This is a genomic window from Pseudomonas sp. NKUCC02_KPG (assembly GCF_019345465.1).
Lineage (GTDB): Bacteria > Pseudomonadota > Gammaproteobacteria > Pseudomonadales > Pseudomonadaceae > Aquipseudomonas.
Genome location: NZ_JAHKRC010000002.1, coordinates 283,509 through 308,952 on the forward strand (window position 1 = coordinate 283,509; position 25,444 = coordinate 308,952).

Annotated in this window: 23 protein-coding genes; 10 read left to right on the top strand and 13 right to left on the bottom strand. The window is 60.6% G+C overall.

What is annotated here, in order from left to right:
* Positions 1-85 precede the first annotated feature (85 nt).
* The 8 genes from KO536_RS04230 to KO536_RS04265 form a co-directional block, all read right to left on the bottom strand.
* Positions 86-1,357 carry an OprD family porin gene (locus KO536_RS04230; protein WP_133077574.1) on the bottom strand — a complete coding sequence of 424 codons (1,272 nt, stop codon included), beginning with the start codon at positions 1,355-1,357 and terminating at the stop codon, positions 86-88.
* Between the two features lie 64 nt (positions 1,358-1,421).
* On the bottom strand, positions 1,422-2,615 hold the full coding sequence (mhpT, locus tag KO536_RS04235; RefSeq protein ID WP_219261198.1) for a 3-(3-hydroxy-phenyl)propionate transporter MhpT: 1,194 nt from the start codon (positions 2,613-2,615) through the stop codon (positions 1,422-1,424).
* A gap of 158 nt (positions 2,616-2,773) precedes the next feature.
* A complete protein-coding gene (gene dmpG / locus KO536_RS04240) occupies positions 2,774-3,784 on the bottom strand; it encodes a 4-hydroxy-2-oxovalerate aldolase (RefSeq protein WP_046808984.1) in 1,011 nt (336 codons plus the stop codon).
* 10 nt (positions 3,785-3,794) lie between these two features.
* Entirely contained in the window at positions 3,795-4,733 is a 939-nt protein-coding gene (locus KO536_RS04245; protein WP_219261199.1) for an acetaldehyde dehydrogenase (acetylating), read from the bottom strand.
* A 32-nt stretch (positions 4,734-4,765) separates the two neighbouring features.
* Positions 4,766-5,572, bottom strand: coding sequence for a 2-keto-4-pentenoate hydratase (gene mhpD, locus KO536_RS04250; protein WP_219261270.1), 807 nt, complete (start codon positions 5,570-5,572; stop codon positions 4,766-4,768).
* Between the two features lie 14 nt (positions 5,573-5,586).
* A complete protein-coding gene (locus tag KO536_RS04255) occupies positions 5,587-6,456 on the bottom strand; it encodes an alpha/beta fold hydrolase (protein ID WP_219261200.1) in 870 nt (289 codons plus the stop codon).
* A gap of 17 nt (positions 6,457-6,473) precedes the next feature.
* The gene (gene mhpB, locus KO536_RS04260) at positions 6,474-7,427 is read right to left on the bottom strand and encodes a 3-carboxyethylcatechol 2,3-dioxygenase (RefSeq protein ID WP_133077577.1); all 954 of its coding nucleotides are present in this window, start codon (positions 7,425-7,427) and stop codon (positions 6,474-6,476) included.
* Position 7,428: 1 nt separating this feature from the next.
* The gene (locus KO536_RS04265) at positions 7,429-9,087 is read right to left on the bottom strand and encodes a bifunctional 3-(3-hydroxy-phenyl)propionate/3-hydroxycinnamic acid hydroxylase (protein ID WP_133077578.1); all 1,659 of its coding nucleotides are present in this window, start codon (positions 9,085-9,087) and stop codon (positions 7,429-7,431) included.
* A 140-nt stretch (positions 9,088-9,227) separates the two neighbouring features.
* Here KO536_RS04265 and KO536_RS04270 point away from each other — a divergent pair, with 140 nt between their 5' ends.
* Complete coding sequence (locus tag KO536_RS04270; protein ID WP_219261201.1) at positions 9,228-10,016, top strand: DNA-binding transcriptional regulator; 789 nt, start codon at positions 9,228-9,230, stop codon at positions 10,014-10,016.
* Positions 10,017-10,691: 675 nt separating this feature from the next.
* On the opposite strand, the gene KO536_RS04275 is transcribed toward KO536_RS04270, so the two are convergent.
* Both KO536_RS04275 and KO536_RS04280 read right to left on the bottom strand, forming a co-directional pair.
* Positions 10,692-10,961 (bottom strand): short-chain dehydrogenase, encoded by a 270-nt coding sequence (locus tag KO536_RS04275; protein WP_219261202.1) that lies wholly within the window; start codon positions 10,959-10,961, stop codon positions 10,692-10,694.
* A gap of 508 nt (positions 10,962-11,469) precedes the next feature.
* Positions 11,470-12,339, bottom strand: a complete 870-nt coding sequence (locus KO536_RS04280) for a LysR family transcriptional regulator (RefSeq protein WP_219261203.1) — start codon at positions 12,337-12,339, stop codon at positions 11,470-11,472.
* Positions 12,340-12,493: 154 nt separating this feature from the next.
* Between KO536_RS04280 and KO536_RS04285 the strand changes: the two genes are divergently transcribed.
* The 7 genes from KO536_RS04285 (at position 12,494) to KO536_RS04315 (ending at position 18,420) form a co-directional block, all read left to right on the top strand.
* Positions 12,494-13,531, top strand: a complete 1,038-nt coding sequence (locus KO536_RS04285; RefSeq protein WP_133077581.1) for an amino acid ABC transporter substrate-binding protein — start codon at positions 12,494-12,496, stop codon at positions 13,529-13,531.
* Positions 13,532-13,544: 13 nt separating this feature from the next.
* Positions 13,545-14,699: an amino acid ABC transporter permease gene (locus KO536_RS04290; RefSeq protein ID WP_219261204.1), complete on the top strand. Its 1,155-nt coding sequence runs from the start codon at positions 13,545-13,547 to the stop codon at positions 14,697-14,699.
* 2 nt (positions 14,700-14,701) lie between these two features.
* The gene (locus KO536_RS04295) at positions 14,702-15,799 is read left to right on the top strand and encodes an amino acid ABC transporter permease (protein ID WP_219261205.1); all 1,098 of its coding nucleotides are present in this window, start codon (positions 14,702-14,704) and stop codon (positions 15,797-15,799) included.
* A complete protein-coding gene (locus KO536_RS04300) occupies positions 15,796-16,572 on the top strand; it encodes an amino acid ABC transporter ATP-binding protein (RefSeq protein ID WP_133077584.1) in 777 nt (258 codons plus the stop codon). The genes KO536_RS04295 and KO536_RS04300 overlap by 4 nt, the downstream gene beginning before the upstream one ends.
* On the top strand, positions 16,569-17,528 hold the full coding sequence (locus KO536_RS04305; protein WP_219261206.1) for an isoaspartyl peptidase/L-asparaginase family protein: 960 nt from the start codon (positions 16,569-16,571) through the stop codon (positions 17,526-17,528). Before KO536_RS04300 ends, KO536_RS04305 begins: the two co-directional genes overlap by 4 nt.
* Before the next feature lie 65 nt (positions 17,529-17,593).
* On the top strand, positions 17,594-17,899 hold the full coding sequence (locus tag KO536_RS04310) for an NIPSNAP family protein (RefSeq protein WP_048351632.1): 306 nt from the start codon (positions 17,594-17,596) through the stop codon (positions 17,897-17,899).
* A gap of 110 nt (positions 17,900-18,009) precedes the next feature.
* Positions 18,010-18,420 carry an SRPBCC family protein gene (locus KO536_RS04315; protein WP_219261207.1) on the top strand — a complete coding sequence of 137 codons (411 nt, stop codon included), beginning with the start codon at positions 18,010-18,012 and terminating at the stop codon, positions 18,418-18,420.
* Between the two features lie 334 nt (positions 18,421-18,754).
* Here the strand turns inward: KO536_RS04315 and KO536_RS04320 are convergent, their stop codons facing one another.
* From KO536_RS04320 to KO536_RS04330, 3 genes are read right to left on the bottom strand one after another with little or no spacing between them, the layout of a single operon-like run.
* The gene (locus tag KO536_RS04320; RefSeq protein WP_219261208.1) at positions 18,755-20,338 is read right to left on the bottom strand and encodes an aldehyde dehydrogenase (NADP(+)); all 1,584 of its coding nucleotides are present in this window, start codon (positions 20,336-20,338) and stop codon (positions 18,755-18,757) included.
* A 42-nt stretch (positions 20,339-20,380) separates the two neighbouring features.
* Positions 20,381-21,730 (bottom strand): glucarate dehydratase, encoded by a 1,350-nt coding sequence (gene gudD, locus KO536_RS04325; RefSeq protein ID WP_133077588.1) that lies wholly within the window; start codon positions 21,728-21,730, stop codon positions 20,381-20,383.
* 13 nt (positions 21,731-21,743) lie between these two features.
* On the bottom strand, positions 21,744-23,084 hold the full coding sequence (locus KO536_RS04330) for an MFS transporter (RefSeq protein ID WP_219261209.1): 1,341 nt from the start codon (positions 23,082-23,084) through the stop codon (positions 21,744-21,746).
* Between the two features lie 329 nt (positions 23,085-23,413).
* On the opposite strand from KO536_RS04330, the gene KO536_RS04335 reads away from it, so the two are divergent.
* Together KO536_RS04335 and KO536_RS04340 are read left to right on the top strand one after the other, a co-directional pair.
* Positions 23,414-24,124: a FadR/GntR family transcriptional regulator gene (locus KO536_RS04335; protein WP_219261210.1), complete on the top strand. Its 711-nt coding sequence runs from the start codon at positions 23,414-23,416 to the stop codon at positions 24,122-24,124.
* A gap of 542 nt (positions 24,125-24,666) precedes the next feature.
* A complete protein-coding gene (locus tag KO536_RS04340) occupies positions 24,667-25,320 on the top strand; it encodes a hypothetical protein (RefSeq protein WP_219261211.1) in 654 nt (217 codons plus the stop codon).
* The last annotated feature ends 124 nt before the right edge of the window (positions 25,321-25,444 follow it).

Consider the following 25,444-nt stretch of genomic DNA (forward strand, 5'->3'; position numbering starts at 1 on the left):
CCGCTGGTTGCTGATGGGGGTGGCAGAGCTTATCTAAAGTCCTGCCTGCTCAGCCAGCCCATGTCGCATTTGTTGTCGTAAATCGTCACCACAGCTTCCAGGTGTAATCGATATTGACCCGCAACTCGTTGTCATCCCGGTGGCTGGCCTGTGCCGTGAAATCGTTGCGGTACCAGGCGTTGCGCAACCGCAGGGAGAGGTCCTTGAGCGGTCCGCTCTGCAGCACGTAAGAGACCTCGATGTCCTTTTCGCTCTCGCTCAGGTTCGAACCGCCGAACCGGGCCAGCTCGATATTGTCGCCACTCACGTAGCGCAGCATGCCGTTGAGGCCCGGCGCGCCCATCCCGGCAAAGTTGTAGTCATAGCGCACCTGCCAGCTGCGTTCCTTGGGGTTGAGGAACTCCGAACTCAGGGTGCCTTCGGTGATCACCAGCGGTTCGGTGCCAAACAGATACGGCATGCCGGTCTTGCCGGTCAGTTGCATGTAACCGGCGCCAAATTTATGGGCGCCCAGGCTGTAGGTCAGCATCAGTGCCGCATTGCGGTTGTCCACCGTCCCGGCTTTGGCTGCGCCGTCTTCGCCAGTGATAAACAAACGAAAATCACTTTTCAGGCTGCCGGGGCCCATCGGGCGATTGTCGACAAAGCCGTAAAAATCCTTGCGGTACAGCTGCGCCAGTTCAGCGTGGTAGTACTTGAGGGTCAGGTGCGGTGACCAGGCGTAGTCACCGCCGATAAACATGAAGCGGTTCGACTCGGCAGCACCATTGAAGCGGCCATTGGGGGAACCGACCGACATTTTCTGGTAGTCGGTTGAGTCGCGCAGGTTGATGCGGTCCAGCCAGCCGACGTGCAGCGTCAGTTGATCAATTTCCTGGGACTTCAGATACGCACCGCGAAACGTTTGCGGCAGCAGGCGGGTAGGGCTGGCGAATGCGATCGGCAAAAAGGTGCTGATGGTGCCCAGTTGCAGCTCGCTTTTCGAGACGCGGGCCTTGGCTGTCAGCCCCAGTTCCGAGTACTCATCGGCAGGTTCGCGGGTGGTGGCGTTGTAGGGCAGCAGGCCGGTGCCGGTGCGTGCGCGTGAGGAGTCCAGGCGCACACCGAGCAAGCCCTGGGCGTCCAGGCCAAACCCGACCGGACCTTCGGTGTAGCCCGAGCGCAGGTTGAGGATAAACCCCTGTGCCCATTCCCGGGCAGCGGCCTGGGGCGTTGCATTGACGTAGTTGCGATCGAAGTAATAGTTGCGCATCACCAGGTCAGCGTGGCTGTCATCGACAAAGCCGCTGGCCAACGCAGGCCCCATGGATAAAACGCAGGTGCAGGCGCTGAGCGCCCGAAGAACAGTCTTGAGCATGGCAGGTTCACTTTTATTGTTATGGGGGGGGTGGAGCACTGCGCACCTTTCGGCGCGCAGGTTGTCAGTCTGGTGCTGCTGCGTTGCGCCGCACCGACAGGTAAAACATGGCCACGGCCGCAATCACGATGCCTGGCGCCGATGCCAGCATCACCCCGGCGGTGCCGGTGCCCAGCGCGAGCATCTTGCCGGCCACCAAGGGGCCGCTCATGGCTCCGAGGCGACCGATGGCCACCGCGCTGCCCACGCCTGTGGCGCGTATCGAGGGGCGATAGAAATGCGGTGCCAGGGCGTAGAGCACGCATTGGCCTCCAGTGGCAAAAAAACCGGCAATAAAGCCCGCCGCCAGCATGGCTGGCAGATGGCTCGCCAACCCAAGGGCGGTCAGTGACACCAGGATGCCCACATAGATCAGTGCCGACAGGGCCCAGGCGGGCAGGCGGTCCATGACCCAGCCCAGAAACAGGGTGCCGGTCGCTGCGCCAATTTGCAGGGCAAGCATCACCCAGCTGGCCTGGCGCCCGGTGAAACCCTGGCCGATCACCAGGCTGGGCAGCCAGTTGATCAGGATGTAGACCACCATCAGGGTAAAGAAATAGCTGATCCAGATCAGCGCAGTCGGCAGCGCCGCGCCCTCGCGAAACAAACCCTGAACCACACCGATGGGCGCCTCGCCCTGAACGTTGCGAAACTGCTGTGATTCGGGAAGGTAGAGCCCCAGCAGCGGCACGATCAACAGCGGCACCACGCCACCGACGTAGAACACCACTTGCCAGCCACCGGCCAGGTCGGCGATGCCGATCAGGGCGGCCAGCGCGGCGCCCAAAGGCACGCCGCAATACATCAGGCTTACCGCCGTACCGCGCAAGCGCGGGCCAGCCACTTCGCTGGTGAGGGCGATCAGGTTGGGCAGGGCGGCGCCAAGGCCTACGCCGGTGAGGCAACGTGCGACCAGCAGGCTGTTAAAGTCCCAGGCCAATGCGGTGGCAAGGGAGAACACCCCGAACAGCCCCACCGAGGCCATCAGCACGCGTTTGCGGCCAATGCGGTCAGCCAGCCATCCACCCGCGAACGCACCGGGCAACAGGCCGAAAATTCCGGCGCTGAACACCCAGCTCATGTGTAATTTATCCAGTTCGAACGCGGCAGCCATGCCTTGAGCAGCGATCCCTGCGGCCTGTAGATCGAGGCCTTCCATGAGGGCAACGAGAAAACACAGGCCGATGGTGCGGGCCATTTGCAGATTGAGTGAAGTCATGGGCTGTACCCGTTTTATTGTTGTTATGGATGAAGCAGCGATAACCCCTGTTTCTGTGGGAGCGGGCTTGCTCGCGATCGGATCAATGCGGTTCGTCAGGTAAACCGCGTTGCCTGCATCGCGAGCAAGCCCGCCCCCACAAGGGGGTAAGGAAGGCCTTAGCGTTTGAGCAGGTCCAGCGCCACGTCGACGATCATGTCTTCCTGACCGCCCACCATCCGCCGCTTGCCCAGTTCAACCAGGATGTCCAGGGTCTTGAGGCCGTACTTGGCCGCAGCGATTTCGGCGTGGCGCAAGAAGCTCGAATACACCCCGGCATAACCCAGCGCCAAGGTCTCGCGGTCAACCCGCACCGGGCGATCCTGCAACGGTCGGACGATGTCGTCCGCGGCATCCATCAGCGTGTAAAGGTCTGTGCCGTGGTTCCAGCCCAGGCGTTCGGCGGCGGCGATAAACACTTCCAGCGGGGCATTGCCGGCCCCGGCCCCCATGCCTGCGAGGCTGGCATCGATCCGGTCGCAGCCTTCTTCCACCGCCGTAATCGAGTTGGCCACGCCCAGCGACAGGTTGTGGTGGGCATGCATGCCGGTTTCGGTTTCAGGCTTGAGCACGGCCTTGAACGCGCGGAAGCGATCGCGAATGTCCTGCATGTTCATCGCTCCGCCCGAGTCGGCCATGTACACGCAGGTCGCGCCGTAGCTCTCCATCAGTTTGGCCTGGGCCGCCAGCTGCTCGGCCGGGATCATGTGGCTCATCATCAGGAAGCCCACGGTGTCCATGCCCAGTTCACGGGCGTATTCGATGTGCTGCTTCGATACGTCGGCTTCGGTGCAGTGGGTGGCAATGCGCACCACCCGGGCCCCGGCGTTGTACGCGGCCTTGAGGTCGTGAACCGTGCCGATGCCGGGTAGCAGCAGGGTGGTGATTTTGGCGTGGCTGATCACGTCCGCCGCCGCTTCGATCCACTCCAGATCGGTATGGGAGGCAAAGCCGTAGTTGAAGCTTGAACCTTGCAGACCGTCGCCGTGGGCCACTTCGATGGCGTCGACGCGGGCCTTGTCCAGGGCGCGGGCGATGTCTTGCACGTTTTGCAACGAGTACTGGTGGCGTACCGCGTGGCTGCCGTCGCGCAGGGTGACGTCGCTGATGTAGATCTTTTTACCGTTCATGGTTTTCCCCTCAGGCGTTGAGCATCGACAGCGCCATGCGCTCGGCGGTGGCCAAGGCTGCGGAGGTCATGATGTCGAGATTTCCGGCGTAGGCCGGCAGGTAGTGGGCGGCGCCTTCGACTTCAAGAAACACCGACGTCTTGAGGCCGGAAAACCTGCCCAGTCCGGGAATGGTCAGCGGCCTGTCTTCAGGGATTACGTCAAACTGCACGCGTTGCTTGAGGCGATAGCCCGGCACATAGGCTTGCACGGCTGCCGCCATTTCGACGACAGACGCCTCGACCAGTGCCTGGTCTGCGGCTTCGCTGAGCACAAACACGGTGTCGCGCATCATCAGCGGCGGCTCGGCCGGGTTCATCACGATGATCGCCTTGCCCTTGGTTGCTCCGCCAATCACTTCGATGGCCCTGGAGGTGGTTTCGGTGAACTCGTCAATATTGGCGCGGGTGCCCGGCCCGGCAGATTTGCTGGCAATCGACGCGACGATTTCGGCGTAATGCACCTTGGCAACACGGGACACGGCGGCGACCATCGGAATGGTCGCCTGCCCGCCGCAGGTCACCATGTTGACGTTGAGCTGGTCGAGGTTCTGTTCCAGGTTGACCACCGGTACGCAGTACGGACCGATGGCGGCCGGGGTGAGGTCAATCAGGCGGATGCCGGGTTTGATGGCCCGCAGAAAGGCGTCGTTCTTGACATGGGCACCGGCGGAGGTGGCATCGAACACGAAGTCGATGTCCTTGAACACGTCCATGCGCGTCAGGCCTTCTACCCCTTCGTGGGTGATTGCAACACCCATGCGGGCAGCACGGGCCAGACCGTCGGAGGCCGGGTCGATGCCGACCATTGCGCCCATTTCCAGGTGCCGGGCATTGCGCAGGATTTTGATCATCAGGTCGGTGCCGATATTGCCGGAGCCGATGATGGCGACCTTGAGTTTCTTGTTCATTATTGTTGCCTCAGTTGCACGCAAGTCGCCGATTACTCGGCGCTGCTGTGTTGCGAGAAGTCCACACCGACACTGCCGATGCCTTCGATATGGGCGTCGAAACGATCACCGGCGGCCACAGCCACCATCGGCCCCAGTGCGCCGGTCAGGATGATGTCGCCCGCTTGCAGCGGGTTGCCCAGGCGCGCCATGGTGCAAGCCAGCCACACGGCCGCATTGAGCGGGTGGCCCAGGCATTGCGCGCCGCTGCCACTGGAAACTTCTTCACCATTGCGGGTCATGCGCATGCCCGCATTGCGCAAGTCCAGCCCCTCTAGGCTGCGGGCCGGGCCGCCGAGTACGTAGCAGCCGCTGGAGGCGTTATCGGCCACCGTGTCGACAAAGCGGATGTTCCACTGCTGCACGCGGCTGCCGACGATTTCCAGGGCCGGGACCACCCAGCCGGTGGCGGCCATGACTTCGTCGAAGGTGGTGTCGGAGTGGGGCAGGTCATGTTTGAGGATCAAGGCGATTTCCGCCTCGATCTTGGGTTGCAACACGCGATCGATGGGTACGGTCTGGTTGTCGCCGTAGCACATGTCGGCGAACAGGGTGCCGAAGTCCGGTTGGTCCACGCCCAGCTGCGCCTGCACCTTGGGGTTGGTCAGGCCGATTTTTCGGCCCACTACCCGGCGTCCGTTGGCGACGCCGTGGGCGACATTGAGTTGCTGGATGGTGTAGGCGGCTGTCGCGTTGTCTTCACCGATCAGCTCGCGCAGGGGAGCGATGGCGCTGCCGTGGGTTTCGGCGTGGCGCAGGTCGGCGGCCAGTCGGGCCAGTGTTTCGGGAGTCGGGTTCATGGCGGTCTCGGTCATCAGTGGGTCAGGAAGTCCAGCACCATGCGGTTGAAGGTGTCGGCGTGTTCCCATTGCGCCCAGTGGCCGCAGCGGTTGAACACGTGCAGCTGCGCCTTGGGCAGCCCTGCCAGCAGGCGCAAGCCGGTGTCCATCGGCACAAAGCGGTCTTCGCGCCCCCAGACCAGCAGGGTTTCGGCGCTGATTTCGTGCAGGCGATGGCTGAAGTCGGGGAACTGCTTGGGATTGAGGGTGCTGCTTTTGACGAAGTTTTCCAGGTGGTCGCGGCGCGCCAGGAGGTTATCCAGGCGGGTCTGGAACAGTTCTTCGGTCAGGCTGCTGGTGTCGAAAACGAAGACGCTCATCATCTTCTTCAGGTTCTCGATGGTCGGCTCGCGGTACAGCGCACCGATCAGCTTGATGCCTTCGGTGGGCTGGGGCACAAACGCGCTCGGGCCGCCGGTGCCGCCGCCCATGAGGATCAGTTTGCCGATGCGCTCGGGGTTTTCCAGAGCGAAGGCCACGGTGCTGTGGGCACCCATCGAGTTGCCGATGATGTGCACCCGGTCAAGGTCCAGCACATCGAGCAGACCCTTGAGCGCCGACGCATTGAGGTTGGAGCGTGAGCCTTCGCTCACCACCGGGTCGCTTTTGCTCCAGCCCGGGCAATCGAGCAGGATCACCCGGTAACCGGCAGTCACCAGCGGTTCGATGTTGCGGTTGAAGTTGGCCCAGCCGCTGGCGCCGGGCCCGGAGCCGTGGAGCATGACCACGGTCTCGGCACCCTGGCCGACGTCGTTGTAGTGCAATTGCAGGTCCAGGTCGCCTTCCTTGATGCGGGCAAAGCGGCTGGTCGAGGCTTCAGTGAATACGCTGGCAGTGGCAGTCATGGCAGAGTTCCTTGAATTCAAAGGGGGTGGGTCAGCGGCTGCGCGCCAAGGGCGCCGAAGCCTGCAATCCATTCGGGAATCGGGCGGTAGTAGCGGCCTTCGGTTTGGTAGGGGCCAAAGGCGGACAATGCGGCGAATGCGGCGACCCAGGTTTTCACCTCGTGGGTCGATTTACCGGCGAGCGCCGACAGCGCGTCATTGCCCAGTGCATCGAGGTCGCTCAAGCGGCCCTGCTCCAGCGTGTCGAGAAACTGTTGGTCCCAGACCGGATTGAGGGGATGCAGGGTGTTCTGGTCTTCGACGAAGTGCCGGGCGGCCTGGATGACCCGTTGCTGGCGTGCGGCGCGTTCATCGGCGGGCAACTGGCGGCCGCTGCCCATCAAGCGGTCGGCCATGCGGGCATCGACCTTGGCCAGCTCTGGCACCGGGGGCTGATGGGACAGGCCTCCGGAGGCCAGGAACAGCACGCGCAGGTCCAGTGATCTGGCCCACTGGCCGATGGCCTCGCCCAGCAGTCGTGCCCGCTTGAAACCGGGCAGGGGCACGGCCACCGAATTGATGAAGACCGGAATCACCGGGCAGGTGCGCAACCCGCCCAGCAACAGTTCCAGCGGTTGGGCAAAGGCATGATCGACTTGCATTCGGTAGGACACGGCGGTGTCGATACCAGCCTCCATGACGGCTTGGGCGCAGGCTTCGGCCAGGGCTTTGGGTACGTCGAGAGGGCCGGCGGCGGTATCGAAATCACCAATGGCATCGGCGGCCATGCCAATGCAAAAAGGCGGCATGACGTCGTAGAAAAAGCCGTTGTAGTGATCGGGCCCCAGGAGCACGATCAGCTGCGGGTCGAAGCGGGCGATGCGCTCGCGGGCATCGCGGATCATGCTGTCCACTTCGGCCAGCACTTCGGGGGCCGGGTCGACGTAGCCCACCAGCGGCGTGTGTGACAAACAGTGCAAATAGGCGCTCATCTCAAGCCACCTTGCTGACGGCTGGCGTCACCTGGATGTGTGGTTGCGCGTTGAGCGCCAGGGCCAGTTCATTGCAGGCCTTGCCGAGGGTTTGCGGTGTGGCCAGCCCGGCGAGGAAGCGATCAGGGCGCAGCAGGGCAATGGACGATGAGCCGCGGGCGAACCACTCGCGCAGGCGGCCAGTGCTGTCGCCGACCCGAATCACGTCGTTGCCGGCGTCGCTCGGAGCCCTGAGCTGGACATCCGGCAGCACTTGAATAAACCGCGTGCCCAGGGTTTTCCATTGCGCAATCTGCGCCGCCGTAAGGCCCCAGGTCGGGTCGCAGCCCCAGGCGATAATGGCGAAATTCTCGCCGATCACTTCATCGAGGAGCACGGTCGCACCGGCGTCGGTCAGCACCTTGGGCTGAATGAACATCTTGCCCACCGGCGAGCCTTTTTCGCTCGGCACGATCAGGGCGCCACGGGTGTATTGCGGCATGGGCTTGAAGCGCATCTCGACGAAGTAGCGTTTGACCGGCGGCACATAGTTGAGCAGCCACGAGACGCCATCGCGCAGGGTGCCCTGCCAGCGCTTGGGGGGGGCCAGTACGTGGCCGGCCAGTACCGAGAGGTCGATCATGGCCTTGGCGTGATCCCGGCGCTCCAGCTCATAGCTGTCGAGCAGGCGGTCACTGGCCAGGCCCTTGATCACCAGTGACAGTTTCCAGGCCAGGTTGGAGGCATCGCGCATGCCGCTGTTGTAACCCTGGCCTTGCCAGACCGGCATGATATGCGCGGCATCCCCGGCCAGCAGTACCCGGCCCTGGCGGAAGCGGCCTGCGAGGCGGGCGTTGTGGGTATAGACGCGGCTGCGAATCAGCTCGATGCGGTCCGGGTCCGGCAGGACCTTGGCCAGCAGTTTGCGCATGTTTTCGGGCTTGCTCAGCTCGGCTTCGGTCTCGCCGGGCATCACCATAAACTCAAAGCGGCGCACGCCGTGGGGCAGGGCGGCGGACACGTACGGGCGCACCGGGTCGCAGCACAGGTACACATGGGGCGTGCTCAGGGGGTCGTTGGCGATATCCACCACGATCCACTGATTGGGCGCGGTCTTGCCCTCAAAACTGATGTCCAGGCTGCGGCGCACCAGGCTGTTGCCGCCATCGCAGCCAATCAGGTACTTGGCCTGCAGGCGTTCGCTGCGACCCTCGGCGTTTTTCAGTGTGAGTTGAACACCGCTGTCGCTTTGCTCGAAGCCTTCGAGTTCGCGGCCGAACAGCACCTTGACGTTGTCAAAGCGTTGCAGGCCTTCGAACAGCACGCGGTCAGCCAGCGGCTGAATAAAGGCGTTACGGCGGGACCAGCCAAACTCATCGGTCTTGGGCTGGATGTCTGCAAAGCAGCGACCTTTGGGCGTCATGAAGCGCATCGCATGCCAGGGCGTGGTGTGCGGCAGCACGTTATCGGCAAGGCCGACGGCCTGGAATGTGCGCAGGCTTTCGTCGTCCAGGCCAATGGCGCGCGGGTAGTCGATCAGGCTGTCGAGCTTTTCCACCAAGGTGACGTTTACACCACATTGGCCCAGGTAATTGGCGATCATCAGCCCGACAGGACCAGCCCCGACAATGGCGATATCGGTGCTCAGGTCCAAGGGGGAAGCAGTGGGTGCAGAACTCATGGGTATCTCCGTACAGCGCTTTTTTTGGATTTCTTGTTGGGCGCAGTATGGAAATCGCGAAGCTGGTGAACAACGACAACCCTTGTTAGGGTGCACTCAGTGCACATCGTTGATTTACCGATAAAAATAATGGAAAACACATGAGCGAAACCGAATACAAGGCCGTGCGGGGCCTGATGCGCGGGCTATTACTGATCAACGGTCTCAACCGTTTCGACGGGGGCGCCAGTACCGCTCAGTTGGCCGAGCAGAGCGGTTTGCACCGCACGACCGTGCGTCGTTTGCTGGAGACGTTGCAGGCTGAAGGCTACGTGCGCCGCAGTGAATCGGATGACAGCTACCGGTTGACCCTGAAGGTGCGTGAGCTGAGCGAAGGCTTTCGCGATGAGCAGTGGATTTCTTCAATTGCAGCGCCCTTGCTTGGCCAGTTGCTCCAGCAAGTGGCCTGGCCCACCGACCTGTGCACCCTGGATGGCGACGCGATGGTGATTCGCGAAACCACTCACCGTTTCAGTCGCCTGTCGTTTCACCGTTCGATGGTGGGGCGCCGCTTGCCCTTGCTGATGACGGCGACCGGTCGGGCGTACTTTGCGTTCTGCCCGCCGGCCGAGCGGGAAGAATTGATCGAGTTGATGATCAGTCGGGACGACTCGCAGTCGGCGCTGGCGACGGATCGCCGATTCGTCGAGCGACTGGTGGAGCACACGCGCAGCAAGGGCTATGGCGAAAACAACGCGCACTGGGGAGAAGAGCGCAAGATCGCGGCGATTGCGATCCCGGTGATGCACGAGGAGCGTGTGATGGGTTGCCTGAACCTGGTGTATATCGCCAAGGCCATGCCGGTCGAGGAAGCTGCACGGCGCTTTTTACCGGCGATGCAGGAGGTGGTGGGAAAAATTCAGGCGGGGCTGGGCGCAGACAAACTGTAGCCGCTGAGGAGCGCAGCCCTCGCATTCTCAGACAGATCGGGTGTGCAGGGTTTGCGAGCGCGGCGTGCCCCCATGACAGTGCCGGAGTGAGGGCGGAACCCGTAGAAAGTCGTGACATATCGAATGGATATGGACTCGGCATAGGTGCGGGCGCTTCGCAAAACAACTGGCACACGGGGTACATATCCGGCATCCGCGGTTAACTGAAATGATGGTTTCGCTCTTACAGCGAGTCACTTTGCAAAAGCGGCAAAGTAACCAAAGCGCTTTCGCCCCTGCGTACGGCCTTCGCTCCGGTCCCGCCCCATGGCCCAACACGGTTCTCCCGGCATCCATGCCGGTCGACCCACTGCGCAGAACCTCCTCTCGGCCTCCCGAAGGGGCGGGCAGATCAAAAGCAGTGCACGCCGAGGCGGCCGACCTGGTTGGTGGGTTGCATTCACGATCTGTAGTCGCTGACGAGCCGTGCGAGGCTGCGTTGGGTTTGGTGAGCCACTGCGACGTAGCAGTCGTAAAGTCAGCTTCCTCGGTTAATCAGGCATACCGCGTGTACTGGTTTTGCGACCGCTGCGCGCTCGATCGCAGCCTCGTTCTACTCGTCAGCGGCTACAACACGGAGTTGTTGGCGAATCCTGTAGACGCAGCCGTCGTAAAACCCTGCACTGGGGTGTTTTTCTATGCAGGCTGCAATCGCCAACTCAACACATTCAACACGTCACAACCATCTCGCAGTAGCAGCGCAGCAGCCGTGGCCAGATGTTTGAGATCAACCGAATCTGCCTGCTGCAATTCGCGGCTGGAGAGTGTTTCCATAAGTTGGGTTGCCGCCAGCATGCGGGCCACGGCGTTGGCGTGAAGTACATCGAGGGGCGTATTGCGGTCGATAAATAAGGCGGGGATGGTGCAGTCGATGGCGGTTAGCGGAATAAATGGATGTTGCGTCATAAGTGATGCTCCTTGTTGCTTGGTTGGAGCCACACGCTAATGTCGCCAAACGAAAACAGATGGCCGCTGTACGCGGGTTGGCGAACCGGTAGAACAAGGAACACCGGCAGACCCGAAGATCTCCCACGTACAGCTGCCATAAAGCATCGCGATGCAAAATACACGCTCTGCCATCTATCACAACAGCCCAACGTAACCATTGTTCAAGTTCCAGGTCGCCAAACCCGGTCGCCTTATCGGCGAGGGCTGACTATAGGCGTCGTGCCGATACCTCAGCAATTGGCAAACCTGTGCGAAAAATCCTGAAAGTTCGTAGTGGGGCTGGTGTTGTGCGGGGCCGCGATGGGGGGGCTTTGGTGATATCCGGCATGCATGTCTAACTGGAATATGGGTTTCGCTCTTACAGCGAGTCACTTTGCAAAAACGGCAAAGTAACCAAAGCGCTTTCGCCCCTGTGTACGCCTGTCGCCGGTGCGCAGCGGTCCCGGGATCTTTACACGTTCTTTGTCTACAACCGTTGCCAAAAGGCATCGGCCTGGGGGTTACGGTTGTCCCGCCAGCGCACCAGAATCACTTCCAGATGGTCAGACTCCATATCCGGATACAAACGCACCAGTTCCCCGCGCTCAATCAGCGGCGCAACCATGCTGTGGGGCATGCAGGCCACGCCCTGGCCGCTGGCAACCATCGGCTTGAGGGCTTCGGACACGGTGGCCTCAAACACTTGCAGCAGGCGATGGGGTTGAGGGTGGCGGTTGATCTGGATACGGGACAATTCATGCAGTTGGGCACTGCGCGAGTAACTGAGCAGCGGGATCGGCTCATCGGTCTGCGCGCAATGCGCCGCCAGTGCCGGGGTGGCCACCCAGTACAGCTCGTCATGGCCCAGGGACTTGACCTCGAATTCGCTCTGGCGCGAGTAGGGCGCCGTCTTGGTATCACGGTAGAACAGGATGAAATCGCAACGCCCGGACATCAGCGCCATGTAGTAATCGTCGGTGCTTCGATAGCCAGTGTCGATCCGGGTGAACAGCGGCGATCGCGCGCTGTTCAACTGGCTGATCCAGTCCGGGAAGAAGTTGCACGCCAGGGTGTGCAACGAGGCAAAGGTCAACGGCCGATTAAGCACTTTTACGCTCTGTTCACAGTCGCGGGCCATGCGCACCAATTCCACGGCATTGGGCAGCAAGGCTTCACCGGCGGCCGTCAGGCGTACCGGGTTGCGTTCGCGGTCGATCAGGGTGGCTCCCAGGTGCGCTTCCAGCAATTGAATTCGCCGGCTCAGCGCCGATTGCGAAGAGCCGCGCATGCTGGCCGCCGCCGTGAACTTGCCGGTATCGGCCAGGGCGAGAAAGTCTTCATACCAGTCGATGTTCATCGTGTTATTCCAATATTCGATAGCGCGTCCAGCTTAGTGGATCAATAGTCGCTATCCGGCCCATGCCTCTGTCTTTATTGTGCGTCTCAACCGCCACCTGCCGTTGGATTGTGGTTGTCAGGCATAACAAGAAGAATTTTGAAGGGGCAATGATATGCACAAATTGAATAGGGTGAAGCTTTTACTTGGGGCACCACTGCTGGCGCTGCTGGTGACCGGAGCTCAAGTTGCCCAGGCAGGTGTGCTGGACAAGGTCAAGGCCCATGGCAGCGTGCGCTGCGGTGTGGCCGGCGACAAACCGGGGTTTTCCCTGATCGACGACAAAGGTCGCTGGACCGGCATGGACGTTGATCTGTGCCGTGCCGTTGCCGCCGCCGTACTGGGCGATGCGGACAAGGTCGAATACCTGACCACCACCGCAAAAAACCGCTTTACCGCCCTGGCTTCAGGGGAAATCGACATTCTGTCGCGGGCCGCATCCTGGACCGCCGAGCGGGTGGCCAACCTGGGGGTGGACTTCACCACGGTCTGGTTTTACGACGGCCAGGGTTTCATGACCCACGCCGCGGATGGCATCAAAAAGCTGACGGATCTGGACGGTGCAACTTTCTGCCTGTCGCCGGGCACCACGTCGGAGCAGAACCTCGAAGACTATTTCGGTCGGCGCGGCCTGACGTACAAGACGGTCGTCATCGAGAAAAGCCCCGAGCTGTACGCCGCGTTTCAGCGCGGGCGCTGCAACGCCATCTCCAATGACTCCTCCGGCCTGGCTGCCCGATTGGCGCTGATGAACAACCCTCAGGACTACGTGCTGTTGCCGGAAGTGATTTCCAAGGAGCCCCTGGGCGCCTTCGTCGCCCAAGGTGACACCACCTGGCGCAATATCGTGACCTGGACCGCCTATGCCCTGATGACGGGTGAAGAGCTGGGAGTGACGTCTGAAAACGTCGACCAACTGCACAGTGACAAAACGGCGTCGACCGACATCGCCCGTTTGCTGGGCACTGAAGGCACGATCGGCAAGTCCTTTGGCCTGGACAGTGACTGGGCATACCGCGCCCTCAAGCAAGTCGGCAACTACGCGCAGATCTATGACCGCAACCTCGGCCAGCAGACGGCACTGAACATCCCGCGCGGGCTGAACCGCAGCTGGAAAGACAATGGCTTGATGTACGCGCCGCCGATTCGTTAAGGGAATTACTGTCATGTCGACTTTTCGTTCGCACAACCTGCGCCTGTCGAGTGTGTTGCAGCAAGGGCTGGTCCTGGCTCTGGTTGCGGCGGCCTTTTATCTGCTTTCCAGCAACGCTGCGCTGAACCTGAAAAATCTGAATATTGCCTCGGGCTTCGGGTTTTTATCCCAGCGCGCTGGCTACGACATCAGTTTTTCGCTGATCGATTACACCCCGGACGCGAGCTATGCCCGGGCCTATCTGGTGGGGTTGCTCAACACCTTGCTGGTGTCGGTACTGAGCATTGTGCTGGCAACCCTGCTGGGGGGCGCACTGGGCATGGCCCGCGTGTCGGACAACTGGCTGATCAAGCGCCTGAGCGGGACGTGCATCGAGTTCCTGCGCAACGTGCCGCTGGTGGTGCATCTGGTCTGGTGGTACGGCCTGGTACTGGCGTTGCCAGGGGTCAAGCATTCGGCTTCGCTGTTTGGCGTGGTGTTTTTGAACAACAACGGCCTGAACCTGCCGTGGCTTGCCCAAGGCAGTCAGGTCGGTTGGGGCCTGGCCCTGATGCTGCTGGGCACGCTGCTGGCCTATGTGTTTTGTCGCGTCAGGGAAGCCCGAACGCCGTGGCGAGGTTTTGCCTCCAGGCGCTGGCCTCTGCTGTTGGCCGGTGCGGTGTTGCTGCCGTTGCTGGTGTACGTTCTGAGCGATGCCCATTTGCAATGGGAAGTGCCCGTGCAGCGCGGTTTCGGGTTCAAGGGCGGGATTACCCTGGTTCCGGAGATGCTTGCCCTGTGCCTGGCCTTGTCGTTCTACAGCGCAAGCTACATTGCAGAAATCGTCAGGGGCGCCATTGAGTCGGTGCATCGCGGCCAGTACGAAGCGGCCAAAGCGCTCGGCTTCAAATCCGGGTCAACCCTGCGCCAACTGATCGTGCCGCAAGCGATCTACCCGATGATCCCGCAGATCACCAACACGTACCTGAACATCGTCAAGAACTCCTCGCTGGGTGTGGTCATCGGCTTCATGGAGCTGGTGTCGTCTACCGGCGGCACCACCCTGAACCAGACGGGCCAGGCCATTGAGTGCATCGCGCTGGTCATGGGGACTTACTGTGCGATCAGTCTGGTGATCTCCCTGGGAATGAACATCTACAACCACCGCATTGGCCAGAGGGGGCACTGAACATGACCGCCATGAATCAATCACTGTCTATCCCGCTGGCACCTCCAAGATTGCCCTGGGCACAGCGGGCGCTGGCCTGGAGCCGTAGTCAGCTGTTCCCCAGTGTGGGCCACAGCCTGCTGACGCTCAGCGTGATTGCACTGTTGTGCTGGTGCATTCCTGCGGCACTCAACTGGCTGGTGTTCGACGCGACGTTCGTGGGCGACAGCGCCAAGGACTGCAACCCCGGCGGGGCGTGCTGGCTGCCGATCACCCAGCGCTGGAACCTGTTTGTGTATGGCTTCTACCCGCAAGCCGAGCAGTGGCGGGTGACCCTGTCGCTGATACTGGCGGGCGCTGCGTTTGTCCTGCTGTTTTTCAAGCGTCTGGACCGGCGCCTGCTGCTGGCGTACCTGGCCTTGCTGCCGATCGTGATGTGGTGGCTGCTCAAGGGTGGGGCCGGTTTGCCCGAGGTGTCTTCGACCAAGTTTGCCGGGATGCTGGTGACGGTCTTTCTGGGTACGGCAGGGATGATTTTCGCCTTGCCTCTGGGGATCCTGCTGGCCTTGGGCCGACGTTCAAAGCTGCCGGTTGTCCGCATGCTGTGCGTGCTCTACATCGAACTGGTGCGCTCGGTGCCGGTGATCTCGCTGCTGTTTATGGCGTCGCTGATGATCCAGCTGTTTCTGCCGCCGGATTCGGCATTCGACATCCTGTTGCGGGTGCAACTGGTGCTGATCCTGTTTACCGCCGCCTATATGGCCGAGACCCTGCGCGGCGGTCTGCAGAACCTGCCCAAGGGGCAGTACGAAGCGGCAATGGCCCTGGGTTTTGGCTACTGGAAAACCATGGTCCAGATCATCCTGCCGCAAGTGCTCAAGCAGTCCATTGCGCCGTTGCTCACGCAATTTATCGGCCTGTTCAAGGAAACCACGCTGGTGATGATCGTCGGCGTGCTGGACATCGTCGGCATCGCCATGAGCACCGCCGTCGCACCTGAATGGGTTGAGTACGGCCATGAAATTTACGTCTTCCTGGCGATCTATTTCTTTGTCATCTGTTTTGCACTGTCGCGCTATGCCCGACATCTTGAACTTCGTATGGAGCAAAGCCGCTCATGATCATGAAACCCAAGGCAGATGCCGCCGCGATGGTGCGTATCGAACAATTGAACAAGTGGTTCGGCAATGCCCACGTGCTGAAAAACATCTCGCTGAATGTGCACGCCGGAGAAAAGGTGGTGATCTGCGGGCCGTCGGGCTCCGGCAAATCGACCCTGATCCGCTGCATCAATCAACTTGAGCAACACCAGCAGGGCCTGGTCGAAGTGCTGGGCGAGGAGCTCAATGGCAGCGTCAAGGGCCTGGAGCGTATTCGCCGGCAGGTGGGCATGTGTTTCCAGCACTTCAACCTGTTCCCGCACCTCACGGTACTGAAAAACTGCACCTTGCCCCAGACGTCTAATCTGGGCGTACCCGAGGCTGAAGCCATCGAGCGTGCGCTGGGCTTGCTGGACAAGGTCAAGATGCGCGACCACGCCAACAAGTTTCCCTCGCAGTTGTCCGGTGGCCAGCAACAACGTATCGCCATTGCCCGGGCATTGTGCATGCAACCCAAGGTTATGCTGTTCGACGAACCGACTTCGGCCCTGGACCCGGAAATGATCGCCGAAGTACTGGACGTGATGACCAGCCTCGCCCAGGAAGGCATGACCATGATTTGCGTGACCCATGAAATGGGTTTTGCCCGTAAGGTCGCAGACCGGATCGTATTCATGGACCAGGGCGAAATCGTCGAAGAAGCCCCCCCCGAGCGGTTTTTCTCGGCCCCGGAATCACCGCGTACCCAACGCTTTTTGAGCCAGATAATTAATCACGGAGTGCATGCGCAATGACTCAATCCATAGCGATGGCCCTGCATGGCGGCGCCGGTGTTCTGATGCCCGGTGTATTGACCCAGGATGACGAACAGGCGATCCACGCCGCGCTGCTGCAGGCCCTCAGGGCCGGTGTTGATGTGCTGGAACAGGGCGGCAGCAGCCTGGACGCCGTGCAGGCAAGCGTGGTCGAACTGGAAGAGTGTCCGTGGTTCAACGCGGGTAAAGGTGCGGTATTTACCCATGCCGGAGACCACGAACTGGACGCGGCGATCATGAACGGCGCTAACCTCGAAGCCGGTGCGGTGGCTGGGGTACACCACGTGCGCAACCCCATTTGCGGCGCCCGGGCAGTCCTGGAACACAGCGAACATGTGCTGCTGGCAGGCGCGGGGGCGGATCTGTTCCTGTCCGAGCAACCTGACCTGGAGCACGTCAGCAACGACTGGTACGACACCCCCTTGCGTCGTCGTCAGTGGGCTGCCCAGCAGCAACAACCGGAGACGGTGCTGCTGGAACCGGGAGGCGTGGAGAAAAAGTTTGGCACCGTGGGGGCCGTGGCACTGGACCGACAGGGGCATGTTGCGGCGGCCACCTCTACCGGCGGCATTACCAACAAACGCTACGGACGCGTGGGTGACTCGCCGCTGATCGGCTCCGGCACCTGGGCGGATGACCGCAGTGCCGCGATCTCGGCGACCGGCCACGGCGAATTCTTCATGCGTACCGTGGTGGCGCACAATATTGCGTCGCGTATCCGGCTGGTGGGATCAACCCTTGCGGATGCCTGTGAGCAGGTTGTGCAGGGCGAACTCAAGACCTTGGGAGGCAACGGCGGTGTGGTGGCAGTGTCACCGTCCGGCGAGACCGTGTTGAGCTTCAATACGCCCGGCATGTACCGCGCCTGGCGCGATGCCGAGGGTGGTTTGCACACGGCGATCTATGCCGAGGATGATCGTCTGCATCCTCTTTGAGTCTGTTGACCCGTGGGGCGGCTGGAGACTAGTCTCGATCTCCTTTCGCCTCATGGAGTGAACACATGATCACGTGCTATCTGCGTTATGTCATTGACCCTTACAAGCTGGCCGAATTTGAAGCGTACGGGCGAATCTGGATACCCCTGGTCGAGAAATTCGGCGGTCAGCACCACGGCTACTTCCTGCCCTCGGAAGGCGCCAACAACATTGCCCTGGCCATGTTTACCTTCCCCAGCCTTGCGGCCTATGAAGACTACCGCGAGCGCTCAAAAACCGATGCCGAATGCATTGCCGCCTTCAAACTGGCTGAAGACAATCGCTGCATCCTGAGTTACGAGCGAAGCTTCTTTAAACCGGTATTTGAGTGACCCGAGCAGGTCTCACAGGGGCCGTTGCTGTTGGCACACGTCGTTTCGGTTTGGTTCAACCCGCAAACCAAGTGCCGACGACAAATCACTGACTGATGGAGAATCCCCACATGGCAACCGCATCCGCAACTATCGATATTCCCGCTCCAGCCGATCAGGTCTGGCAATTGATCGGCGGCTTTGGCTCGCTGCCGGACTGGTTGTCGTTTGTTGTAAAAAGCGAACTGAGTGAAGGCGGGCGCTTGCGTACTCTGCGTACCGAGGACGGTACGGTGATTGTCGAACGGCTTGAAAGCTTCGACAACGGGAGCAAGACCTACAGCTACTCCATTACTCAGGCGCCGTTCCCGGTGACGGATTACCTGGCCACTCTGCGTGTGGAAGCCCACGGCGCAGGTTCCCGGGTGATCTGGTCGGGGCGGTTTACCCCGAACGGGGTAAGCGATGACGAGGCCCAAGAGCTGTTTACAGGTATCTATCAGGGCGGGCTGACGGCGCTGCGAAGCAATTTTCCAGGTTGAGCACAGGGCTGCGAGATATGGGTAAAAAATACCCATAAATAGCGCGGTGATAGCAATTTGGAATAAGACTGGATCCAAAAAACAAATAAAAAACGTGGCTATTTAATGACTTAGGTCAGTATTGGTTTGAAATAAATTGTGCAGAATCACTTGTTACTGATTGTTACGATAGGGTAAGATCGCCCTGCGTTCACCTACCACGGTTTATGCATTTTTAAGCCCCAAGTTTCCATCAGCTACTTGGGCTTTTTTTTGCCTGAAATTTGATATTGGATCCAATTTTCAGGCATAAAAAAGGCGCCATATGCTGGCGCCTCCAGGCCAATACCGAGCCCTATTTGATCGCCAGGGAACTCCACTCGCCGTTCACCAGACGCTTCAAACCCAACGGGTTGCTGTTTTGCAACGCTTCGGGCAGTTGGGCGTCGGGATAGTTCTGGTAGCAGACCGGACGCAGGAAACGGTCAATCGCCAATGAGCCAACCGACGTACCGCGTGAGTCGGAAGTCGCCGGGTATGGGCCGCCGTGAACCATCGCGTCGCACACTTCGACGCCGGTAGGGTAGCCATTGACCAGAATCCGCCCGACCTTTTGCTCAAGGATCGGCACCAGCCACTGATACTGCGCAAGGTCATCCGGCTCGCCGATCAGGGTGGCGGTCAATTGGCCGCGCAAGGCCAGCAGGGCCGCTTTTAACTGCGCATCGCTGTCGACTTCGATAAGGATGGTCGTGGGACCAAACACCTCCTCCTGCAACAACGGATCCTTGTCCAGCAGCAGGCTGACATCGGCCTTGAACAATTGTGGTTGCGCTTGCGATCCCGACTGGGTGTGGCCGGCCAGGTGGGTGATGCCCGGATGGCTGAGCAGATGCTCCACGCCCTTGGCGTAGTTGCGCAGCCCGCCTGCGTTGAGCAGGGTGTGCGGCGTCTGTTCGGCCATGTGCCGGGTCAGTTGCTCGACAAAGGCAGAGAACTGGGCGCTACGCAGGCCGATCACCAGGCCGGGATTGGTGCAGAACTGTCCGCCGCCCTGAGTGACCGATGCCGACAGGTCTTTGGCGACAGCCTCGCTGCGTGAGGCCAGGGCCTGAGGCAGCAGGATCACCGGGTTGATGCTCGACATCTCGGCGAATACCGGGATGGGTTGCTCGCGTTCGGCGGCCATTTTGCTCAGTGCGTTGCCGCCGTGCAGCGACCCGGTAAAGCCCACGGCCTGGATGGCCGGGTGCTTGACCAGCTGTTCGCCGACTCCGGCGCCGAAGATCATGTTGAACACGCCCTTGGGCATGCCGGTCTTTTCAGCCGCACGAATAATTGCGCAGCCCACCTGGTCGGCGGTTGCCATGTGCCCGCTGTGTGCCTTGAAAACCACCGGGCAGCCCGCTGCAAAGGCGGCCGCGGTGTCGCCACCGGCAGTGGAAAAGGCCAGTGGAAAGTTGCTGGCACCGAAGACGGCCACAGGCCCGACGCCGATCCGGTACTGACGCAGATCCACCCGTGGCAGCGGTTTGCGATCCGGCAGGGCCAGATCGATCCGTGCGCCTAAAAAGTCGCCACGGCGCAGCACGGTTGCGAACAGGCGCATTTGCCCGCTGGTACGGCCGCGCTCACCTTGAATGCGTCCTGCGGGCAGGGCGGTTTCCCTGCACACCAGGGCGACAAAGTCGTCGCCCAGCTGATCTATTTCGTCAGCAATGGCGTCCAGGAATTCGGCGCGGCGTTCAGGAGACAGTTGGCGAAACGGTACAAAGGCCTCGGCGGCGGCGTTGGCGGCACGGTCCACTTCTTCTGGCGTGGCCTGATAAAAGAGCACAGGCAGTGCCTCTCCGGTGCTGGCATCCAGGCTTTGTACCGTGACGGTTCCGGCAGCGCTGCGGCTGCCACCGATAAAGTTGTGGCCAGTTACGGTCGACATCGTTTCGATCCTCGCTAGAGTGCTAAATGCGCTGTGGGGTGCTCAGCGCACAAGACAGGGTTTTTTGTTGTCGTATTTCCAGCCCGGAACAATGTACTGCATGGCGACGCTATCGTCCCGTGCGCCAAGGCCCATGCCTTTGTACAGTTCGTGGGCCTTGGCCACGGCGTCCATGTCGATGTCCACGCCCAGGCCGGGTCTGGCCGGAACCTTGATGTGACCGTCGACAATTTTCAGCGGCTCGCGGGTCAGGCGCTGACCATCCTGCCAGATCCAGTGAGTATCAATGGCGGTGATTTCTCCCGGTGCGGCGGCTGCGACCTGGGTGAACATGGCCAGGGAAATATCAAAGTGGTTGTTGGAGTGCGAGCCCCAGGTCAGGCCCCACTCGTGGCACATTTGCGCGACGCGTACCGAACCTTGCATGGTCCAGAAGTGCGGGTCGGCCAGGGGAATATCCACGGCCTGGGATTGAATGGCGTGACCCATCTCGCGCCAGTCCGTGGCAATCATGTTGGTGGCGGTGGGCAACCCGGTAGCGCGACGGAACTCGGCCATCACCTCGCGTCCCGAGTAACCGTTTTCGGCACCGCAGGGGTCTTCGGCATAGGCCAGTACGCGGTGTTGATCGCGGCACAGGGCCACGGCCTCCTTGAGTGACCAGGCGCCATTGGGGTCCAGGGTGATGCGGGCAGTGGGGAAGCGTTCGGCCAGTGCGGTGACCGCTTCGATCTCTTCGGCACCGCGCAGCACGCCGCCTTTAAGCTTGAAGTCGTTAAAGCCATATTTGGCCTGAGCCGCTTCTGCCAGGCGGACGATGGCTTGCGGGGTCAGGGCTTTTTCATGGCGCAGACGGAACCAGTCATCAGCCTCGGCTTCATCGCGGTAGGCCAGATCGGTCTGCTGGCGATCGCCAATGTAAAACAGGTAGCCGAGCATCTTTACCGCATCCCGTTGCTGGCCTTCGCCGAGCAGGGCTGCCACTGGCACTTCCAGGAACTGACCGAGCAAGTCGAGCAGGGCTGCCTCCATTGCCGTGACGGCGTGGATGGTGATGCGCAGGTCAAAAGTCTGCAGGCCACGACCCGCCGAGTCACGGGCGGCGAAGGTGGTACGCATGGCGTTGAGAATGCTCTGGTAGTTGCCGATGGGCTGGCCCACGACCAGATTGCGTGCGTCTTCCAGGGTCTCGCGGATGCGTTCACCGCCAGGCACTTCGCCAACGCCGACATTGCCGCTGCTGTCCTTGAGAATAACGATATTGCGGGTAAAGAAAGGGCCGTGGGCGCCGCTGAGGTTGAGCAGCATGCTGTCATGACCGGCCACCGGGATAACCTGCAGGCTGGTGACGATCGGGGCTTTTGTGGCGTGGTGTTGATGTTCGGCGTTCATTGTCTGTTCCTTGTCAGGCAGGTTGCAGGGCGGCGGGGGGCGCAGCAGCGGGGGTGGGTTTGGTCTTGGCAAAGAACACGATGATTGCCGCAATGATCGATGTACCGGCCAGGCCATAGAGCCCGCCCTGGATCGAACCGGTGGTTTGCTCCAGGAAACCGAAAGTGGTGGGCGCAACGAATCCGCCGAGGTTGCCGATGGAGTTGATCAGTGCGATCACGGCTGCCGCGATGCGTGCATCCAGATAACCTTGGGGGATGGGCCAGAACAGCGCCGATGCCGATTTGAAACCGATGGCGGCGAAGCAGATGGCAATAAACGCAAATATCGGGCCGCCGGTGGTCGACAGGAACATGCCCAGGGCAGCAATCAGCAGGGCCGTCGCAATCCAGGCCTGCTGGTATTTGAAGCGGCTGGCCAGTGACGCAAACGCATACATGGCAATAATGGAAATCAGCCACGGGATCGAGTTGAAAAAGCCCACCTGCATGTCGCTCAAGTCACCCATTTTCTTGATGATGCTGGGCAGCCAGAAGGTCGCGGCGTAAATGGTCAGCTGGATGCAGAAATAGATCGCGCAGAACAGCATGATCTGGCGGTCCTTGAGCAGCTTGAGCATGCTCGGTTTGACGATGTTGACGGCATCCCGCTCGCGCTGCTCGCGGTCAATCTCGTTCACCAGGGCATCTTGTTCCTCACGGCTGAGCCATTTGGCGTCATGGGGCTTTGAGTCCAGCCAGTACCAGACAAAGCCGCACAAAAACACCGAGGCCATGCCTTCGATGATGTACATCCACTGCCAGCCATGCAGGCCCATGCCGGTGATTTGCAATAGCAGGCCGGACAACGGGCCCGAGATCAGGGACGCCAGTGCCGAACCGCTGAGGAAGATGGCAATCGCCTTGCCACGCTCGGCGCCAGGCAGCCAGCGGGTGAAGTAGTAGATCACTCCTGGAAAGAATCCCGCTTCGGCCACGCCGAGCAGAAAGCGCAGGATATAAAAGTGGGTTTCGTTCTGGATAAAGGCCATCAGGGTTGCGGTGATGCCCCAGGTGAACATGATCCGGGTCAGCCAGATACGGGCGCCGACTTTTTGCAGCAGCATGTTGGACGGCACTTCAAACAGCGCGTAGCCGATGAAGAACAGACCGGCACCGAAGCCATAGGCGGCTGCGCCAATACCCAGGTCGTGCTCCATGTGGGTGCGCACAAAGCCGATGTTTACGCGGTCAATGTAGTTAACGATAAACATGATGACGAAGAGCGGCAGCACATGCCTCTTCACCTTTTGGATCGCGCGCGCCAGTACGGGGTCGTTGGCGTGCGCAGCAGACGGATTGCTGGAAGTGTTCACAAGTCGAAGCCCCACTGATTATTGTTATGCGGGTGATATGTGCCGGAGGATGCGCCTTCGGTTGACGGACATCATACGAGTTGACTTTTGTCATCGCAATGCCTCGTAACAAACCGATAAGTTATAAAAAACAGGTTTTAAATGCATTTAACAGGTTTTTTCCCTGTTTAGAGCGCTTTTAGAGCTGTTTGCTGGAGGTTTTTTGAGGCGAACCGAAGCAAACGCTAGGTTTTGTGTGGCGGTATTTACCGATCAAAAGATAGGTTGTCATACATGTTGAGGTGTGTGAGATGCTAATATCAGGCTGCCATCTCTGAAGGGGGTTTCCCATGCAAGACCCGCAAGGCGCATCGACCCGCAAGCGTTCCCCTGGCCTGGCCCACGACATCGTGGCCGAGCTCACTCAGCGAATCCTGCTGGGCCAACTGGCTCCCGGAGAGAAGCTGCCTTCCGAATCCATCATCGTGCGTGAGCATGGTGTCAGCCGCACCGTCGTGCGCGAGGCGATCTCGAAATTGCAGGCTTCGGGACTGGTTGAAACCCGGCACGGGATCGGCACCTTCGTGCTGGAGCGCGATCAGCGCCAGGGCATTCACCTCAAGCGCGATACTGCGCACAGCGTGCGCGGCATCATCGAGTTGCGCATGGGGCTGGAGACACAAGCTGCAGCGTTGGCGGCCGTGCGCCGAACAGAGGGCCAACTGCTGCAAATGCGTCAGGCGCTGGATGACTACCAGAGTTCACTGGCCAATAACGACAGCAGCGTCGAACCCGATCAGCGATTTCACAACCTGATCGCCCAGGCCACGGGCAATACCTATTTCACCGACATCATTTCCCAGCTCGGGCGTTCCGTGATCCCCCGCACACGGATTGACGCCGAGGAGCGTGGCGACACCGATTTGATGAAATTGGGTCAAATGGCGGTGCTGGAGCATGAGGCGATCTTGCGTGCCATTCGCCGACAGGACCCCGACGCCGCCCGCGCCGCCATGCTGCTGCACTTGAGCAACAGCCTGGAGCGGATGGCGGGGAGGTGAATCATGCATACATGCTGTAGCCGTCCAGAGCCGCGATGGGCCATGGATGGCCCGTCGAGGCGTGCCCTCCATGACAGTGCCGGAGTGAGGGCGGAACCCGTAGAAAATCGTGACGTATTGAATGGATATGTACTCGGCATAGGTGCGGGCGCATCGCAAAACAACTGGCACACGGGGTACATATCCGGCATCCGCAGTTAACTGAAATGATGGTTTCGCTCTTACAGCGAGTCACTTTGCAAAAGCGGCAAAGTAACCAAAGCGCTTTCGCCCCTGCGTACGGCCTTCGCTGCGCTCAGGTGTCCCTCGCTCCGGTCCCGCTCCGTGGGCCCGCCGTGACGGGCCATCCCTGGCCCAACACGGCTCTCCCGGCATCCATGCCGGTCGACCCACTGCGCAGAACCTCCTCTCGGCCTCCCGAAGGGGCGGGCAGATCAAAAGCAGTGCACGCCGAGGCGGCCGACCGGCCGGCCTGGTTGGTGGGCGAGGCTGCGTTCGGCTTGGTGCGCCACTGCGACGTAGCACTCGTGGAATCGGCTTGCATGGTTAATCAGGTACTGCGTGTGTACTGGTTTTGCGACTGCTGCGCGCTCGAACGCAGCCTCGTTCTACTCGTCAGCGGCTACAACACGGAGTTGTTGGCGAATTCTGTAGTCGCTGACGAGCCGTGCGAGGCTGCGCTGGGCTTGGAGCGCCACTGCGACGTAGCAGTCGTGGAATCGGCTTGCACGGTTAATCAGGTACTGCGTGTGTACTGGTTTTGCGACCGCTGCGCGCTCGATCGCAGCCTCGTTCTACTCGTCAGCGGCTACAACACGGAGTTGTTGGCGAGTCCTGTAGTCGCTGACGAGCCGTGCGAGGCTGCGTTCGGCTTGGTGCGCCACTGCGATGCAGCAGTCGTGAAATCAGCTTGCACAGTTAATCAGGCACTGCGCGTGTACCTGTTTTGCGACCGCTGCGCGATCGAACGTAGCCTCGTTCTACTCGTCAACTGCTACGTAGAGGGATGGACGACGAATCCTGTAGACGCAGCCGTCGTAAAACCCTGCACTGGGGTGTTTTTCTATGCAGGCTGCAATCGCCAACCCAACACATTCAACATGTCACAACCATCTTGTATGTTGGCGCTAAAACTGGACCTGACTCCTTGCAGCGGACGCCAAGAAGGGCAGGCCGATCAAAAAAACAGTGCATAAACAAGATCAACTGCCCGCCGAGGCGACCTTCAGGCCGACCTCTTTAGCGAAGCACATTTCTCTGAACAGGTCGGCTGGCAACAGAGTATCTACAGGATTGGCGCACTGTAGCCGCTGAGGAACA

What these genes read in the sequence shown, in the direction of transcription:
- KO536_RS04230 (WP_133077574.1), bottom strand. Translation starts at nt 1,357, where the DNA reads ATGCTCAAGACTGTTCTTCGGGCGCTCAGCGCCTGCACCTGCGTTTTA.
- mhpT (WP_219261198.1), bottom strand. Translation starts at nt 2,615, where the DNA reads ATGACTTCACTCAATCTGCAAATGGCCCGCACCATCGGCCTGTGTTTT.
- dmpG (WP_046808984.1), bottom strand. Translation starts at nt 3,784, where the DNA reads ATGAACGGTAAAAAGATCTACATCAGCGACGTCACCCTGCGCGACGGC.
- KO536_RS04245 (WP_219261199.1), bottom strand. Translation starts at nt 4,733, where the DNA reads ATGAACAAGAAACTCAAGGTCGCCATCATCGGCTCCGGCAATATCGGC.
- mhpD (WP_219261270.1), bottom strand. Translation starts at nt 5,572, where the DNA reads ATGAACCCGACTCCCGAAACACTGGCCCGACTGGCCGCCGACCTGCGC.
- KO536_RS04255 (WP_219261200.1), bottom strand. Translation starts at nt 6,456, where the DNA reads ATGACTGCCACTGCCAGCGTATTCACTGAAGCCTCGACCAGCCGCTTT.
- mhpB (WP_133077577.1), bottom strand. Translation starts at nt 7,427, where the DNA reads ATGAGCGCCTATTTGCACTGTTTGTCACACACGCCGCTGGTGGGCTAC.
- KO536_RS04265 (WP_133077578.1), bottom strand. Translation starts at nt 9,087, where the DNA reads ATGAGTTCTGCACCCACTGCTTCCCCCTTGGACCTGAGCACCGATATC.
- KO536_RS04270 (WP_219261201.1), top strand. Translation starts at nt 9,228, where the DNA reads ATGAGCGAAACCGAATACAAGGCCGTGCGGGGCCTGATGCGCGGGCTA.
- KO536_RS04275 (WP_219261202.1), bottom strand. Translation starts at nt 10,961, where the DNA reads ATGACGCAACATCCATTTATTCCGCTAACCGCCATCGACTGCACCATC.
- KO536_RS04280 (WP_219261203.1), bottom strand. Translation starts at nt 12,339, where the DNA reads ATGAACATCGACTGGTATGAAGACTTTCTCGCCCTGGCCGATACCGGC.
- KO536_RS04285 (WP_133077581.1), top strand. Translation starts at nt 12,494, where the DNA reads ATGCACAAATTGAATAGGGTGAAGCTTTTACTTGGGGCACCACTGCTG.
- KO536_RS04290 (WP_219261204.1), top strand. Translation starts at nt 13,545, where the DNA reads ATGTCGACTTTTCGTTCGCACAACCTGCGCCTGTCGAGTGTGTTGCAG.
- KO536_RS04295 (WP_219261205.1), top strand. Translation starts at nt 14,702, where the DNA reads ATGACCGCCATGAATCAATCACTGTCTATCCCGCTGGCACCTCCAAGA.
- KO536_RS04300 (WP_133077584.1), top strand. Translation starts at nt 15,796, where the DNA reads ATGATCATGAAACCCAAGGCAGATGCCGCCGCGATGGTGCGTATCGAA.
- KO536_RS04305 (WP_219261206.1), top strand. Translation starts at nt 16,569, where the DNA reads ATGACTCAATCCATAGCGATGGCCCTGCATGGCGGCGCCGGTGTTCTG.
- KO536_RS04310 (WP_048351632.1), top strand. Translation starts at nt 17,594, where the DNA reads ATGATCACGTGCTATCTGCGTTATGTCATTGACCCTTACAAGCTGGCC.
- KO536_RS04315 (WP_219261207.1), top strand. Translation starts at nt 18,010, where the DNA reads ATGGCAACCGCATCCGCAACTATCGATATTCCCGCTCCAGCCGATCAG.
- KO536_RS04320 (WP_219261208.1), bottom strand. Translation starts at nt 20,338, where the DNA reads ATGTCGACCGTAACTGGCCACAACTTTATCGGTGGCAGCCGCAGCGCT.
- gudD (WP_133077588.1), bottom strand. Translation starts at nt 21,730, where the DNA reads ATGAACGCCGAACATCAACACCACGCCACAAAAGCCCCGATCGTCACC.
- KO536_RS04335 (WP_219261210.1), top strand. Translation starts at nt 23,414, where the DNA reads ATGCAAGACCCGCAAGGCGCATCGACCCGCAAGCGTTCCCCTGGCCTG.
- KO536_RS04340 (WP_219261211.1), top strand. Translation starts at nt 24,667, where the DNA reads ATGGTTAATCAGGTACTGCGTGTGTACTGGTTTTGCGACTGCTGCGCG.